Origin of the sequence: Crystallibacter degradans (assembly GCF_012952295.1) — a bacterium.
Lineage (GTDB): Bacteria > Actinomycetota > Actinomycetes > Actinomycetales > Micrococcaceae > Crystallibacter > Crystallibacter degradans.
The window spans coordinates 87,794-100,575 of sequence record NZ_JABBCH010000001.1; the positions used below are offsets into that span (position 1 = coordinate 87,794).

Sequence of the window (12,782 nt, forward strand, 5' to 3'; positions counted from 1 at the left end):
TCCCGGCATGAACCGCCAGAGTCGCTATCACGTCGGCATAAGACTCGGCGTCGTCAAAGCATTTAACTGGCGCGACAGCCAATGACTGTCCCCGAAAATGTGGACGCCTTCACGGCCGATCGAATCGAAGATCGGTGCCGGGTGGACTTCGGCTACCTCGTAGACCATGGGACGGACGTCGTTACCGGTGAGGCGATACGCGTCGATGGCCAGATCGCTGATCGCTTCGTACAGCTGGTCGCCGACGCCGTCTGCAACGATGAACAACAGATCGATGTCCGAGTCGTGGCGCATCTCACGACGGGCCGCTGAACCGAAGAGAGTGACCTGTATTGGCTGCTCTCTCCATTTCGGAGATCCGATTGGTCAGAAACCGGATGAACTGCTCCATCGCCTTCGAAGCCTCAACGATCAGACCTGCAAGGATGTGCTGGCCGTTCACTGAGTACTCGACTCGGTTGCCGACATGGGTGGCATCTACTACGCCGTTCTCCTCCAGCCGTTCCAGACAACGGCGCACACCTGAGATGGAAGCACGGACTCGGTGTTCCCGCACGAGAACTGCAGAACCCCTTGCGTGCCATCTGCCCCGCGCTCGAAGCCGACGTCCTCATGGCTCTAGCGGGTGGACATCCAGTACGCCGGGTGCAGCTGCATCTCAAACCTCCCGATCGCTCATAATTGTACGCGTTTCAGTGCTCCCCCGGAATCCTCGACTCCCCGCCGTCGTCGTTGTTCATGGTCTGGATCCGGATGAACTGAGCCTTCGCAGCCTCAGCTGTCGCGATCACTGGCGATGACGATGGAAGCGGGGGAATCTTGACGAAGACCGACGACGGCGGCAACCGCCCGGGCGATCTTGGCGCCGCCCTGAACCGACGGCTCGATGGCGTTGGCGTAGTCCCCGTCCTGGTTGCAGATCAGGCGCAGGTCAACTTCCGCCTCGGAACGGGCGGGAGATTGCAGCAGGTAGGCGAACCCCAGCGCGTCGTTTCCTCCTGCGCTGATCACCAGGTGGGTCGCGTCGCGCGGCAGGCAACGAAGCTGCCGCGGCACGCCTGAGATGACGTCCCCATCGACTGCCAGGAGGGTGGCCTGCCACGTTGGCGGAAGTTCGTCACGGAGTTGATTGACGACGTCGGGACCGCGGCCAACGTAGGCCTTGTTGTCGAAGATGGACTCGCCGAGCAAAACCACGTGGCCCGTTGACATCAAAACCTCTATTCATGTCAGAGCTTTCGGGCGGTACGAACATTTCTCATACCCGCAATGAACAACACCGCCGGCAGGATCAGTACGATCCCGGTGAAGATCAGGACAAACAGCGCACCGCGCGGGAACGAGTGCGCGTCCTCCTCCATGTACTCATCGAAGAGAACAAACCGCTCATGTTCGTTCGGGTCCACGTACACCTGGACCGTCTCCCCCTGGGTCCAGGCAGGCTCCGGGTAGTCTTTCTTCCGTTGTCTGTGATCGTTGATTTCACCTTGCAACGTCTGGCCGTCAATCCTGTACTCAATCGCTGCCGAGGTCTCGGTGATGTAGTCCCATCCGGATTGGCCGCCGATGCTGTAGCGGTCTGTGGAATGCCCTACTGCCACCGGGCCCACTGTGGCAGGAAGCAAAACGCCGTTGGTTTTCAACTGCGTGTAATCGCCCTGTTCGGAGTATTGCAGGTTGAAGTTGAAAGCGCCGATGGCGAGGATGGCGACGGCGAGGGCCAGCCCGATCCAGCGAAAGACTCCTGTCCTGCGGGCGATCCGCTCGCTGTCCCAGCCGGGAGCAAAGTACCCGTTTCCTCTCCCATCATTCCTATACCAGCTGGTGGTTTTGCTCAGTTCGAAGGCCAAGCGGCTTGTGGAGCGGTTAGGCGATCGCGTCCATCCCTCGGGAGGTACAAAGGATCCGGCAGTGGACTCATCGGTCAGAGTCGGAGCAGCATCTGGATCGTCGGGGCGTTCATTCAATTGTGGCGTGTCCATTCAGGAGGAGGCTTGGCTTGTCGGCGATGCGGTGCGCTGGGCCTTAGGTTCCGCAGAAGGTCCGGTAGGGGCCGAAGCTTTCCGGGGCTGCGGTGGCGTACCGCTCAAGGCCAGGGCGCTCTTCGTAAGGTGCGGTCACCGCGGCCAGGAGCTGGTTAAAGGGCTCCAGGTCGTCTTGGACGGCGGCGGCGAGGGCCTCCTCCACGAGGTGGTTGCGGGGAATGTAGGCGGGGTTGGTCTGGTCCATCAGGTCGGCGTCCGGGTCCAGCGCGCGCCAGCGCTCGGTCCAGGCATCGAAGACTGCTGAACTAAGGAACATGGAGCGGGCGGATTCGGTGTCGCCGCGGGCCGCCGTGCCGAGCGCGCGGAAGAAGGCGGTGTAGTCGACCTTGCCTTCCTGCAGGAGGGTGAACAGCTCGTTCGTCAGCGTCGACGCTGTTTCGTCGTCGGCACCGTCGGGCAGACCGAGTTTGGCTTTCATGCCGGCCAGCCACGCGGCGCTGTACTGATCGTGGAAGGCGCCGAGCGCTTCCTGCGCGAGTGCGACGGCCTGTTCGTGGTCCTCGTGGAAGAGAGGCAGCAGAGCCTCCGCGAGGCGGGCCAGGTTCCACTCTGCTACCAGCGGCTGGTTGCCGTAGGCATAGCGACCGTTTTCGTCGATCGAGCTGTAGACCGTTGCCGGGTCGAAAGCATCCATGAAGGCACACGGCCCGTAGTCGATGGTCTCCCCCGAGATGGTCATGTTGTCCGTGTTCATGACTCCATGGATGAAACCCACCAGCATCCACTGGGCCACCAGCGATGCCTGGGCGGCGACCACCGCTTGGAACAGGGCGAGATACGGGTTCTCGACCTCTGCGGCGCTGGGATGGTGGCGTGTTATGGCATGGTCGGCGAAGCGGCGCAGCAGGTCGTCGTCGTTCATTGCCCGGGCGTATTGGAAGCTACCTACACGCAGATGACTGCTTGCCACGCGGGTGAGCACGGCTCCCGGCAGCTGCGTCTCGCGGCGCACCGGCCGCCCCGTCGCGACCACGGCGAGGGAACGTGTGGTGGGGATGCCCAGCGCGTGCATCGCCTCGCTGACCACGTACTCGCGCAGCATCGGACCGACCGCAGCCAGGCCGTCGCCGCCGCGGGCGAACGGTGTACGTCCGGATCCCTTGAGGTGGATGTCCCGAAGGCCGCCGTCAGCGTCGGCGATCTCTCCAAGCAGGAGAGCGCGTCCGTCGCCCAGACGCGGCGAGTAGAAGCCGAACTGGTGGCCGGCATAGCCCTGTGCCACCGGAGTGGCACCGCTGGGTAGCGAAACCCCGATCAGCAGCCGCAGCCCCTCGGGGTTCCGCAACGAGGCCGGGTCGAAGCCCAACTCCATGGCCAGCGGCTCGTTGAGTACGAGCAGCTTCGGATCCGGCGCATCTTCGGCTTGCCATGGAATAGCCAGCTCGGCGAATTCACGGGCGAACTGGCCGTTAAAGGCGACTGCTGACTGGGCTTCGACACTCATTTTTCAAGGGTACCTTCGGGACAGACTCCAGTGCTTGAGCAGGCCTTCGAAGAGCCGTTTGGGCCGCTGCATTTCGCCGTGCTTCGCACCGAGGACGATAACAGTTCCGGCGAAGACCGGGATGGCCCATTGAAGTGCCTTGAGCTGCTTCTGAGCGGCCTTCAACTCATGAGAGGCTGCGGGCGCCGGTTCGGTTGCGCCTTCGGCCCCTTCATCCGCCAACTGTTCGACCTTCTTACTGCGGCCGATCGTGCGAAGAGATTTCCGGACATGATTGGATTCCTGTGGATGTGGCTGGACTTGGGTGGGTTAGTGGTGGCCGGCCTTGGTGGTACCAAACATCAGCGTGCGCCGGCCGATGTCGTAGTACACGGTTTCTGCGGTGGAGAGCAGATCCTGCAGGTTGTCGGCGTCGTCGGCATCGATGGTCAACACTTCTTCCCAAGCGCCGTGATCCAGGACAAGCTGCAGGGTCCAGGTGCCCGGAGCTCCCGGCTCGCCGGCTACCCAGGTGAACTGGTAGTGGCTGAGTTGGCGCACCCTGATGCTGTCATCGGTGATGGGCTGTTCTGGTGTGGGTGTCACGGTTCCGCTCCTTCTCTGGCAAGAGTCGATAGATACCCTACGGAGGTGCTAAGTGTGCTTACTAGATTCTCTGCTGAAGGCATCGTTTTCAAGGTCCGGACCAGGATTGGCAGAGAATACTGGCGGCGCACGAGGCCGGAAGCACAACGGAGCCCCCGGAAGGGATCCGGGAGGCGCATGGTCCGTCTCGATGGACGGTAGGTGCGAAGGCGCATCAACCTGACCTCCGGAATCCCGTCGAGGGGCTCCGTGCAAATATTTTCACGCCGTCGTCGAACGCTGTCAATGACGTGAAATTTTCGCGACTTGAGGAACCGCTGCTGGGATGCAGCCGTCATGCTTTTGACTGCAACCACGGTAAGGCAAGTCAAGGTACCGCTACAGAACAGGTGTGCGGTGAGCGCTAGTCCATGGCCTCACGTGGATAGTCATCCTCGTCTTCGCCGGCGATTCCCCTGGCCTGCTCCAGACGGTCAGCTTCTGCCGCCTCTGCAATCGCCTGAGCGGCTGGGCGGATGTCGTCTCCGGCCACAGGCGCTGCCGGAAGTTGTTGTTCCATTCGGTCTGCTTCGGAACCGCCGGGTAGCGGCGGCTCTATAAGCGCAGGCCCCGCATCGGCAATAGCATCGCCGTCCGGTTCATCGGGCAGAACGGGCGTTTGCTGCTCCAGCCAGTCGGCGGTGGCTCCGCCCTGCAGGACCGGTGGTTCTTCCCTATTCATGATCTCCTCCTCATCGAGCCCTTCCCATGCACTTCGTCGCCAGCCGGGATGAAAGCTGCCTCCCCGTAACTGCTATTCCCCACCATGACACGGAGTGCACCGAAGGCGATAGAGCCAGTAGCCGCCTACACCGATGGCAAGAGCGCGATGGCACCGCTGCCGGTATCCGGATGCAGCACCGAGGATTATCAGCCCGAACGCGGCCAGAGAACCCCTACCGGACGGAGAAACTGCACGCTAAAATACGAATAGTTGAGTGCACCTGACTCAACTATCCGACGATCAATGAGTGAAGGAGTTGATAAAAATGGCCAGGTTTGATCCCTTCCAGGAGATGGACCGTCTGTCCCAGGCACTGTTCGGCAGCAGGCAGGGACCACGCATGATGCCGATGGACCTTTACCGCGAAGGTGACCACTACGTGCTCAACGCCGACCTGCCCGGCATCGATCCGAACTCGGTCGATGTCGACGTCGACGGACAGCTTCTGAGCATCCGGGCCCAGCGCACGCTGAAGGACAACGGCGAAACTCAGTGGTTGCTCAAGGAACGCCAGGGGGGTTCCTTCCTGCGCCAGCTCACGCTGGGCCAGGACATCGACGTCGACGGCATTGCGGCGCACTACGACAACGGTGTGCTCAGCGTGACCATCCCGGTCAGCGAAATGACCAAACGCCGCAAGATCGAAATCGCGGCAGGGGGCAGGCAAGAGGCCCTCGAAGAGCCGGCCAAGCAGGACAAATCAGAAACCTGAGCCTACGTCGGCAAGTGGCAGGCCGGGAGGAGGGAAGGGTGCCGAGCTCCGGCACCCTTCCCCATGTCGGAAGCAATCCGGATTCCCGGTGAAGAACACGAGGATCCTTGCAGAGGGCAATCCCACCGGTTGAAGCTTTCCGAAGCCCTCCACCCCGCAGAGGCGCCTGTCTGCCCGACCATCTATTTGCAGGGTAGCTGTTCCGCCCGGCTCGCCCGTGGTGAACACTGAAGGTATGCGCAGTTTCGGCGTCGAGGAAGAACTGCTTCTGGTGGACGCAAAGACCGGAGCGCTGGCCCCGGTCTCCGAGCAGCTCCTCGGGGGCAAGCATCAAGAGGAGCCGTCCACGCCCGGGACAGCGGATTCCCCGATTGCCTACGCGGGTGCCCTTGCTCCGGAGCTAAAGCAGGAACAGCTTGAAGCCGTATCCGCACCGTACAGGGACCTGCGGAAGTTGGCTGCAGGCTTGCGGGCCGGCAGGGCGGAGGCTGACCGGCAGGCCAAGAGGTTCGGGGCCAGGGCGGTCGCGCTCGGCACCTATCCAATGCCGGCTGCGACCCAATTGGTCCGGCGCCCGCGCTATCTAGCGATGGAAGGCCGATACGGCCTGACGCTGCGCGAGCAGCTCACCTGCGGCTTCCATGTCCATGTTGGCGTTGCGTCCGACGACGAAGCCGTTGCAGTCCTTGACCGGATCCGGGTCTGGCTACCAATCCTGCTTGCTTTGAGCGGCAACTCCCCTTACTGGCAGGGCACCGACAGCGGCTACGCCAGCTTCCGCTACCAGGTCTGGAAGCGCTGGCCCACCGCAGGGCCCACGGATCTATTCGGGTCTCCGTCCGCCTACCACAGTCTGGTCCGCGTGCTCCTGGACTGCGATGTACTGCTCGACGAAGGAATGGTCTACTTCGACGCCCGCCTCAGCCGACGACAGCCAACCGTGGAAATTCGTGTCGCGGACGTCTGCCTTGAAGCAGACCATGCCGCCGCTCTGGCAGGGATGTGCCGAGCCCTCGTCGAGACGGCGGCACGGGAGTGGCTTGACGGCCGGCCACCGCCTGCCGTTCCGACGGAGCTGCTGCGGCTGGCGTCCTGGCGGGCAAGCAAGTCTGCCGTCACTGATGACCTGATCCATCCGCTGAGGAACGGCCGGTGTCCGGCAAGATCAGCCGTCGGCGCTTTGTTCGAGCACATAGGACCGGTCCTGGCCGAAACCGGAGACCTGGAACCGATTAAGCACTTGGTCAGCCGGATTGTCCGCACCGGAACAGGAGCAGACCACCAGCGGGCTGTCTTCGCCCGTCACAGCAAGCTCACCGACGTCGTCTTCGACGCCGTCCGACGCACGCATCTCCCTGCTGCTTATCTCTAACCGGAAAAACGGACGGATACAAACCATCAGGTACAGCCTGAGGCGGCTTGCCTGTGCTCCCCATCATTTGTGCTCGTGGGCCGGCTCCGTGGCGCCGTCGTCGTCGTGGCTGTGGAAATAGCCCTCGCCGCTCTCATCGGCGTGGAAATGCGGGGCCATCGGACCTGGATCAATGGGTGTGTGGCTTCCGTTTACGTGCTGGCTGTGCATCCAGCGCACCCAGGCGCAGAGCTGCTGCACCGTGTCCTGCTGCTTCCGCGACAACGCCAGGACCGGTGCCCCTTCGCGGGCGGCAGTGGCGTCCTTGACCATCTGCTCCACATCCACGTCCACGTATTCGGCCAAGTCGATTTTGTTGATCACCAACAGATCGGCGCGCGCGATTCCGGGGCCGCCCTTGCGGGCAACATCTCCCCCGCCGGCGACGTCGAGTACGAAGATCTGGGCATCAACCAGGGCCGGCGAGAAGGTGGCGGTGAGGTTATCTCCGCCGCTTTCGACGAGCACGATGTCCAGCGGCGCGAAGTCTTGTTCCAGGTCTTCGACCGCCATCAGGTTCATCGTGACGTCGTCGCGGATGGCGGTATGGGGGCAAGCCCCGGTCTCCACCGCACGGATCCGTTCGGCGGGCAAGACCCCCGCCGACCGGAGAAAGCGGGCATCTTCATCGGTGTAGATATCGTTGGTGATGACTCCGATGTTCAGTTCACCCGCCAAGTTTCGACACAGGGTCGCGATGACCGAGCTTTTCCCGGTCCCTACGGGACCGGCGACTCCGAGCCGTAGTGAGCGCGTTCGTGGTTCCTGGTTCTCCGGCACAATGCCCTCCTCATTCTCTCTAACATTCGTGTATTCCCCCTGAGTTTGCTCAGGAGGCAAAAAGCCGCATATCCGTTGCCGCATGATGTTCAGCGGCGATGTCGAGCAGCGGTGCACCGGCGGACGGAAGATCAGCCGGAGCCGTGTCCGCGTGTTTGGCTGCTTCGCTCGCCAACTGGTCCAACAAGGGGGTCAGGCGGGCCAGCGCGGCGTGGGCGCTGAACGGGTCAAGACTGAGCAGCTTGACGGCGGCGACGGCCGGCCCGGCCACTGCTTCATGCAGTACGGCGAGCGCCGCATCCCGCGGGGCGAGATCAAAGGCTGCCGCCGCTACGCCGAACACGATGGGTTGATGCGCGGTCCGGTCAAGTTCATGGAAGCGCGGATGCGGCCGGATGGCTGTGGCTGCACGAAGCAGTTGGCGCCCTAGGGAGCGGGAGACGGCGCGCAGGGCGGGTGATGGGATTCGGGCGTCGAGCTCAGGGTCCAGCTCCTGCAGGAGGACTTGATCGCCCTTGGTGGAGGAATGGCATGCGGCGGCAGCGAACGCGCCGGCTACCAGGCCTGCGGTGACCGCCCTCCCGGTCAGGAACTTCTCCAGACTGTCGGCATCGTGTACGCGTCCGGCGCGGATGGTCGCTTCGAGGCCGCCGGAGTGCGCGTAGCCGCCGGCAGGCAGCCGTCCATCGGCTAAGAGCAAGAGCGCGGCTGCGTTATCAGCCATGATCAGTGCCCAAGGCATCGCATCCGGACGGAAGGGCAGCGTCCGCCGTCGTACGGATTATTGGACGCCCGCGCTCTCTAAGAGTTAGCAACAAATCTACCGCCCTACTGTCGGACCTGCGCTTTCCCGTCACGTTACACGGGGACCAGTTGCAGGGGTAGGGCTTGCGTCATCTCCGACGCTGGCGTGGCGCACTTAGCAGTCCTAGCATGGGCGGTAGGTACTTTCGCGCCGTCGGTCCCCTCTGCAGGAAGGAGCAACCTTGGTGCCCATGCCGCAGGACGCTCACCCTCCGGCCCTCGCCGCCGCCTTCCGCGCCGCTTTCGCCGGCCATCCCGCGGGGGTAGCGATTGTCACCGCTGCCGGACCGGACGGGCCGGCAGGAATTACCGCGTCTTCCGTGATTTCCGTGTCTGCGGAACCTCCGGTGCTCGCGGTTTCCATCATGCCCGGCAGCGAGTCCGGAGCTGCCCTGCTGGCAGGCGAAACGCTTGCCGTTCACCTGCTCACCACCGGCAACCGCGGGCTGGCCGAACTCTTCGCACGGCCCGGTTCGCCCCGCTTCGGGTTCAACATGGACTGGTACACCGCCCCGACCGGCGAACCGATCATCCGCGGCGTCGGCGCAGTGCTCCGGTGCAAGCCCCTTGACCGGATGCCCGCCGGAACCGGCATCGTTCTGGCCGCCCAGGTCCTGCAGATTCTCGACGGCGGCTCGTTCGCCCCGCCGCTGGTCTACCAACGGCAGACGTATTACGCACTGGACGCCTGGTCCGCCCTGCGGAGCAGGACCTGATTGTATTGGTCAGCCGGATGGCTCGAAGGCACGGCGCGCGACGCCGGGCACCCGGCCCGTCAGAACGCTCCGGCCAGCTGACCGTACAGGAAGACCGCGGCCAGAACCGCGACGGCGCCGGCGCCGAACTTCCATGCCGGCGAGCCGGGTTTCAGGATGCTCCAGGCGACCAGCAACGGTGCGGCAACCAGGATCAGCGCTGCACTGAGGGTGAGGACTCCGCCGAGCGGTTCCGGCTCCGAACATTCCAAGAAGCAGCCGCTGAAACTGACCATCGCGATGAATGCCAGAATGGCGGCCGGGTAGCCGACGATGAGCCAGCCGAGCAGCACGGCCAGCACCGCGGAGATGATCCGGGTGCGCCGTTTGTTTGGGTCCAGCGTTCCCTCTGGCACGGGTGCAGTCTACCGTCGGCTTCTGCGCAGGCTGACTGCGTAGCGGCGGCGCGTAGAAAACCGGCTGCGGGTCAGTTAGTGCCCGGCTCGAAGCGGTAGCCCATCCCGGCTTCGGTGAGCAGGTAGCGCGGCTTCGCCGGGTCCGGTTCGAGCTTGCGGCGCAGCTGTGCGATGTACACCCGCAGGTACTGCGTTTCCTTGGTGTAGGCGGGTCCCCACACATGGGTCAGGACCTGCTGCTGGGAGATCAGCCTGCCGGGATTGCGCGCCAGCAGTTCCAGAATGTTCCACTCAATCGGCGTCAGCCGGACCGCCTCTCCGTTGCGGGTAACGCGCTTGTCGATCAGGCTGATCTCGAAATCAGCGGTCGCCACGGTGGGGCTCTCCGGGGCGCCGCCGACCCGGCGGGTGGCGGCACGCACCCGGGCCAGCAGCTCGTTCAGGTCGAAGGGCTTGGTGACGTAGTCATCGGCGCCGGCGTCCAGTGCGTCCACCTTCTCATCCGACGCGTGCCGAGCGGAAAGAATGATGATCGGCACGTCCGTCCAGCCGCGCAGCCCGCGGATGACATCGATGCCGTCCATGTCCGGCAGGCCCAAATCCAGAATTACGACGTCGACAGCATGCCTGGCTGCCTGGTCCAGCGCGGAGGCACCGTCCGCCGCCGGGAAGGTCTGGTAGCCCCGGGCGTTGAGGTTGATCTGCAGGGCACGAAGGATCTGCGGCTCGTCGTCGACGATGAGCACGTTGGTCATGAGGCTCCTTCTGCCGTGCGGCCGGGCACTGTGCTGGGGCCATTCTGTCAGGGCGGAACCGGTTTCACCGCCCTCAGCGCAGTCGACTGCTCAGCGCCACATCGCTCAGCGCCACCACGTGCGTGACCGGAGCAGCGAACGGATCAGGAGAACCAGCGCCGTTCCGCCCACAGCCAGCACCAACAGGATCTGCCACAACTCCGCTTCCATCACAGGAACTCCGTCTATTCGGACGGGCTGCCTTGCCGGATGAGGTAGTCCCCCGCCCTGCGCATGCCCGTCACTTCAAGTCAACGCCGCAGAACTCCCTCAAAGTCCGGTGTTGATGGTTTCCTGACGGCGGCGGGCCGGTTCTTTACGTATTTCCAACGCGTGGACGGGCTGCATGGCCGGAGTCATCAGCGGGCGCCTCGGTACCACCGCGCGCAACCGCGGCCGACGGGATCGCCGATACTGCGCGGTGAGGTTACACACGATGCTCAGACCCCGGTCGAGAGCGGCAGCTGGATGACCATGGTCAGTCCGCCGCCGGGTGTGTTCTCGGCCAGGAGCCTGCCGCCCATGGCCTCGGTGAAGCCCTTGGCCACGGCCAGGCCGAGCCCGATCCCGGTGCCGGCGGGCGCGTCGTCGAGCCGTTGGAACGGCCGGAACATGCTGATCACTTGTTCCGTCGGCACGCCCTGTCCGGCGTCGATAATCCGCAGTTCGCTGGCCGGGCGGCCGTCAATAGTGGCGCTGCCCATGCCGCCGACCAGGCCGGTGATCCGCACGTCCGAACCGCGCGCATACTTCAGCGCGTTCTCCACAATGTTGGCGATGACGCGCTCAAGCATGCCCTGGTCCGCGTCGACCGGCGGCATGTTGTCCGGCAGGTCGACCAGCACGTGCTCGGCCGGCAGCCCGCGCAGCGCGTCGGCCACGGCGTCCTGCCAGTGGACCGGGCGGATCAGCGGCGCCATCGAGTCCCCGGTGATCCGCGACATGTCCAGCAGATTTCCCACCAGCGAATCCAGCCGGTCCGTGTAGTCCTCGATGGTGGCGAGGAGTTCAGCCTCCTCCTCGGGCGGGAACTGGACCGCGTCCTGGCGGAGGCTGCTCACCGCTAGCTTGATGCCCGCCAGCGGGGTGCGCAGATCGTGCGAGACCGCCCGCAGGATGGACGTGCGCATCTGGTTTCCCTCCGCCAGTCGCTGGACGTCGCGGCGGCTTGCCATCAGCTGGTCGCGCTGCAGCATGGCCAGCAGATGGGCGCCGAACGCGGTCAGCAGCCGCCGCTCGCGCTGCGTGAGGATCCGTCCGGTCAGCGCGAGCGTCCGGGTGGCGTCCATACGTTCCAGGTTGTCCGCGTCCTGCAGTTTCGAAGGTACGACGCCGGCGCTGTGCACGGGGTGCCAGACGTCCGGTTCGCCGTCGTAATCTTTGCGGACGTAAAGCCCCGCGCCGTCGCTCTGGAAATGTTCGCGGACGCGCTCGAGGAACGCCGGCACGCTCTCCTGGGTGGCCACCGCGTTGCGGCTCAGCTCCCCCAGCGCCGCCGCCTCCGCCCCGGCTGCCGAGGCCTCCCGGCTGCGCCGCGCGGAAAGCCCGACGACAAGCGATACCGCCACCGCGACGGCGAGGAAGACCAGCAGCGTGAGGATGTTCTCCGGATCGCGGATGTCCATGCTGCCTACAGGCTGGACCGCGAAGTAGTTCACGATCAGGCTGCTCAGGACCGCGGTGATGACGGCGGGCCAAAGTCCGCCCAGCAGCGCGACGGCGATGGTGCCGGTCAACTGGATGAGCAGATCGGTGGCGAAATGGTCATGCGGCCAGTGCCCCAGCAAATACTGCAGTGCCGGTGGCAGGAGCACGGCCAGGAAAAAGCCGGCGATCAGCCTCAAGCGGCCCAGATCGTTCGGTCGACGCGCAGGCCTGTTGCCGCCGCCGCGCTCCTGCGCGACCAGATGCACGTCAATGTCTCCGGCAGCCCGGATGAGCCTGGCGCCGGTCCCCCGGCTGAACATGCCGCGGGGCACTCCCACCACAATCTGCGTGGCGTCGATGCTGCGGGCGAAGTCGAGCAGGGTCTGCGCCGGGTCGCCGCCGCCGACCGTGTGGTAGGTGCCGCCGAGGTCCGCGGCCAGCTTGCGTTGCAGGTCCAGTTCCTTGGGTGATTCGGTTCCCGCCTTGCCCGTCGCGCGGACGTGGACGGCGTGCAGTTCACCGCCTGGAGTCCCGGCGACGATCCGTGCCGCCCGGTGGAGAAGCGCCTGCCCCTCGGGACCTCCGCTGAGCCCGACGAGCACGCATTCGCGCTCCGGCACGATGTCCGTCATGCGCCCATTCTGCCCGACCGGCCGGCTGCTGGCGCCGTCGTCGTATTCTTGATG

General features: G+C 64.5%; 14 protein-coding genes and 1 pseudogene. 3 read left to right on the forward strand and 12 right to left on the reverse strand.

The window, feature by feature from the left end; all coding sequences use genetic code 11:
* Window positions 1-27: 27 nt before the first annotated feature.
* The 7 genes and pseudogenes from HGO92_RS00360 to HGO92_RS00390 all read right to left on the reverse strand — a co-directional run bounded on the left by HGO92_RS00360 (window position 28) and on the right by HGO92_RS00390 (window position 4,795).
* Complete coding sequence (locus HGO92_RS00360) at window positions 28-363, reverse strand: nucleotidyltransferase domain-containing protein (RefSeq protein WP_169991917.1); 336 nt, start codon at window positions 361-363, stop codon at window positions 28-30.
* A gap of 411 nt (window positions 364-774) precedes the next feature.
* Window positions 775-1,212, reverse strand: coding sequence for a hypothetical protein (locus HGO92_RS00365; RefSeq protein WP_169990931.1), 438 nt, complete (start codon window positions 1,210-1,212; stop codon window positions 775-777).
* A gap of 17 nt (window positions 1,213-1,229) precedes the next feature.
* The gene (locus HGO92_RS00370; protein ID WP_169990933.1) at window positions 1,230-1,850 is read right to left on the reverse strand and encodes a DUF3592 domain-containing protein; all 621 of its coding nucleotides are present in this window, start codon (window positions 1,848-1,850) and stop codon (window positions 1,230-1,232) included.
* 175 nt (window positions 1,851-2,025) lie between these two features.
* On the reverse strand, window positions 2,026-3,489 hold the full coding sequence (locus HGO92_RS00375) for a protein adenylyltransferase SelO (protein ID WP_169990935.1): 1,464 nt from the start codon (window positions 3,487-3,489) through the stop codon (window positions 2,026-2,028).
* A gap of 3 nt (window positions 3,490-3,492) precedes the next feature.
* Window positions 3,493-3,726, reverse strand: a pseudogene (locus tag HGO92_RS00380) (hypothetical protein); the annotation flags it as partial.
* 72 nt (window positions 3,727-3,798) lie between these two features.
* Window positions 3,799-4,074 (reverse strand): hypothetical protein, encoded by a 276-nt coding sequence (locus HGO92_RS00385; protein WP_169990937.1) that lies wholly within the window; start codon window positions 4,072-4,074, stop codon window positions 3,799-3,801.
* A 403-nt stretch (window positions 4,075-4,477) separates the two neighbouring features.
* Complete coding sequence (locus tag HGO92_RS00390) at window positions 4,478-4,795, reverse strand: hypothetical protein (RefSeq protein WP_169990939.1); 318 nt, start codon at window positions 4,793-4,795, stop codon at window positions 4,478-4,480.
* Window positions 4,796-5,102: 307 nt separating this feature from the next.
* On the opposite strand from HGO92_RS00390, the gene HGO92_RS00395 reads away from it, so the two are divergent.
* Together HGO92_RS00395 and HGO92_RS00400 are read left to right on the forward strand one after the other, a co-directional pair.
* Window positions 5,103-5,549: an Hsp20/alpha crystallin family protein gene (locus HGO92_RS00395; protein WP_169990941.1), complete on the forward strand. Its 447-nt coding sequence runs from the start codon at window positions 5,103-5,105 to the stop codon at window positions 5,547-5,549.
* A gap of 235 nt (window positions 5,550-5,784) precedes the next feature.
* Entirely contained in the window at window positions 5,785-6,921 is a 1,137-nt protein-coding gene (locus HGO92_RS00400; protein ID WP_169990943.1) for a glutamate--cysteine ligase, read from the forward strand.
* A 63-nt stretch (window positions 6,922-6,984) separates the two neighbouring features.
* On the opposite strand, the gene ureG is transcribed toward HGO92_RS00400, so the two are convergent.
* On the reverse strand, window positions 6,985-7,740 hold the full coding sequence (gene ureG / locus HGO92_RS00405; RefSeq protein ID WP_346768793.1) for an urease accessory protein UreG: 756 nt from the start codon (window positions 7,738-7,740) through the stop codon (window positions 6,985-6,987).
* A 49-nt stretch (window positions 7,741-7,789) separates the two neighbouring features.
* Complete coding sequence (locus tag HGO92_RS00410; RefSeq protein WP_169990946.1) at window positions 7,790-8,464, reverse strand: urease accessory protein UreF; 675 nt, start codon at window positions 8,462-8,464, stop codon at window positions 7,790-7,792.
* Between the two features lie 271 nt (window positions 8,465-8,735).
* Here HGO92_RS00410 and HGO92_RS00415 point away from each other — a divergent pair, with 271 nt between their 5' ends.
* Entirely contained in the window at window positions 8,736-9,260 is a 525-nt protein-coding gene (locus tag HGO92_RS00415; RefSeq protein WP_240974316.1) for a flavin reductase family protein, read from the forward strand.
* Window positions 9,261-9,319: 59 nt separating this feature from the next.
* Here the strand turns inward: HGO92_RS00415 and HGO92_RS00420 are convergent, their stop codons facing one another.
* The 3 genes from HGO92_RS00420 to HGO92_RS00430 form a co-directional block, all read right to left on the reverse strand.
* Window positions 9,320-9,655, reverse strand: a complete 336-nt coding sequence (locus HGO92_RS00420; RefSeq protein WP_169990950.1) for a hypothetical protein — start codon at window positions 9,653-9,655, stop codon at window positions 9,320-9,322.
* Window positions 9,656-9,726: 71 nt separating this feature from the next.
* The gene (locus tag HGO92_RS00425) at window positions 9,727-10,410 is read right to left on the reverse strand and encodes a response regulator (protein WP_169990952.1); all 684 of its coding nucleotides are present in this window, start codon (window positions 10,408-10,410) and stop codon (window positions 9,727-9,729) included.
* A 479-nt stretch (window positions 10,411-10,889) separates the two neighbouring features.
* Window positions 10,890-12,728, reverse strand: a complete 1,839-nt coding sequence (locus tag HGO92_RS00430) for a DUF4118 domain-containing protein (protein WP_169990954.1) — start codon at window positions 12,726-12,728, stop codon at window positions 10,890-10,892.
* Window positions 12,729-12,782 lie beyond the last annotated feature (54 nt).

Coding starts and splice junctions, on each gene's coding strand:
- HGO92_RS00365 (WP_169990931.1), bottom strand. CDS start 1,212: ATGTCAACGGGCCACGTGGTTTTGCTCGGCGAGTCCATCTTCGACAAC.
- HGO92_RS00375 (WP_169990935.1), bottom strand. CDS start 3,489: ATGAGTGTCGAAGCCCAGTCAGCAGTCGCCTTTAACGGCCAGTTCGCC.
- HGO92_RS00390 (WP_169990939.1), bottom strand. CDS start 4,795: ATGAATAGGGAAGAACCACCGGTCCTGCAGGGCGGAGCCACCGCCGAC.
- HGO92_RS00395 (WP_169990941.1), top strand. CDS start 5,103: ATGGCCAGGTTTGATCCCTTCCAGGAGATGGACCGTCTGTCCCAGGCA.
- HGO92_RS00400 (WP_169990943.1), top strand. CDS start 5,785: ATGCGCAGTTTCGGCGTCGAGGAAGAACTGCTTCTGGTGGACGCAAAG.
- HGO92_RS00410 (WP_169990946.1), bottom strand. CDS start 8,464: ATGGCTGATAACGCAGCCGCGCTCTTGCTCTTAGCCGATGGACGGCTG.
- HGO92_RS00415 (WP_240974316.1), top strand. CDS start 8,736: ATGCCGCAGGACGCTCACCCTCCGGCCCTCGCCGCCGCCTTCCGCGCC.
- HGO92_RS00425 (WP_169990952.1), bottom strand. CDS start 10,410: ATGACCAACGTGCTCATCGTCGACGACGAGCCGCAGATCCTTCGTGCC.
- HGO92_RS00430 (WP_169990954.1), bottom strand. CDS start 12,728: ATGACGGACATCGTGCCGGAGCGCGAATGCGTGCTCGTCGGGCTCAGC.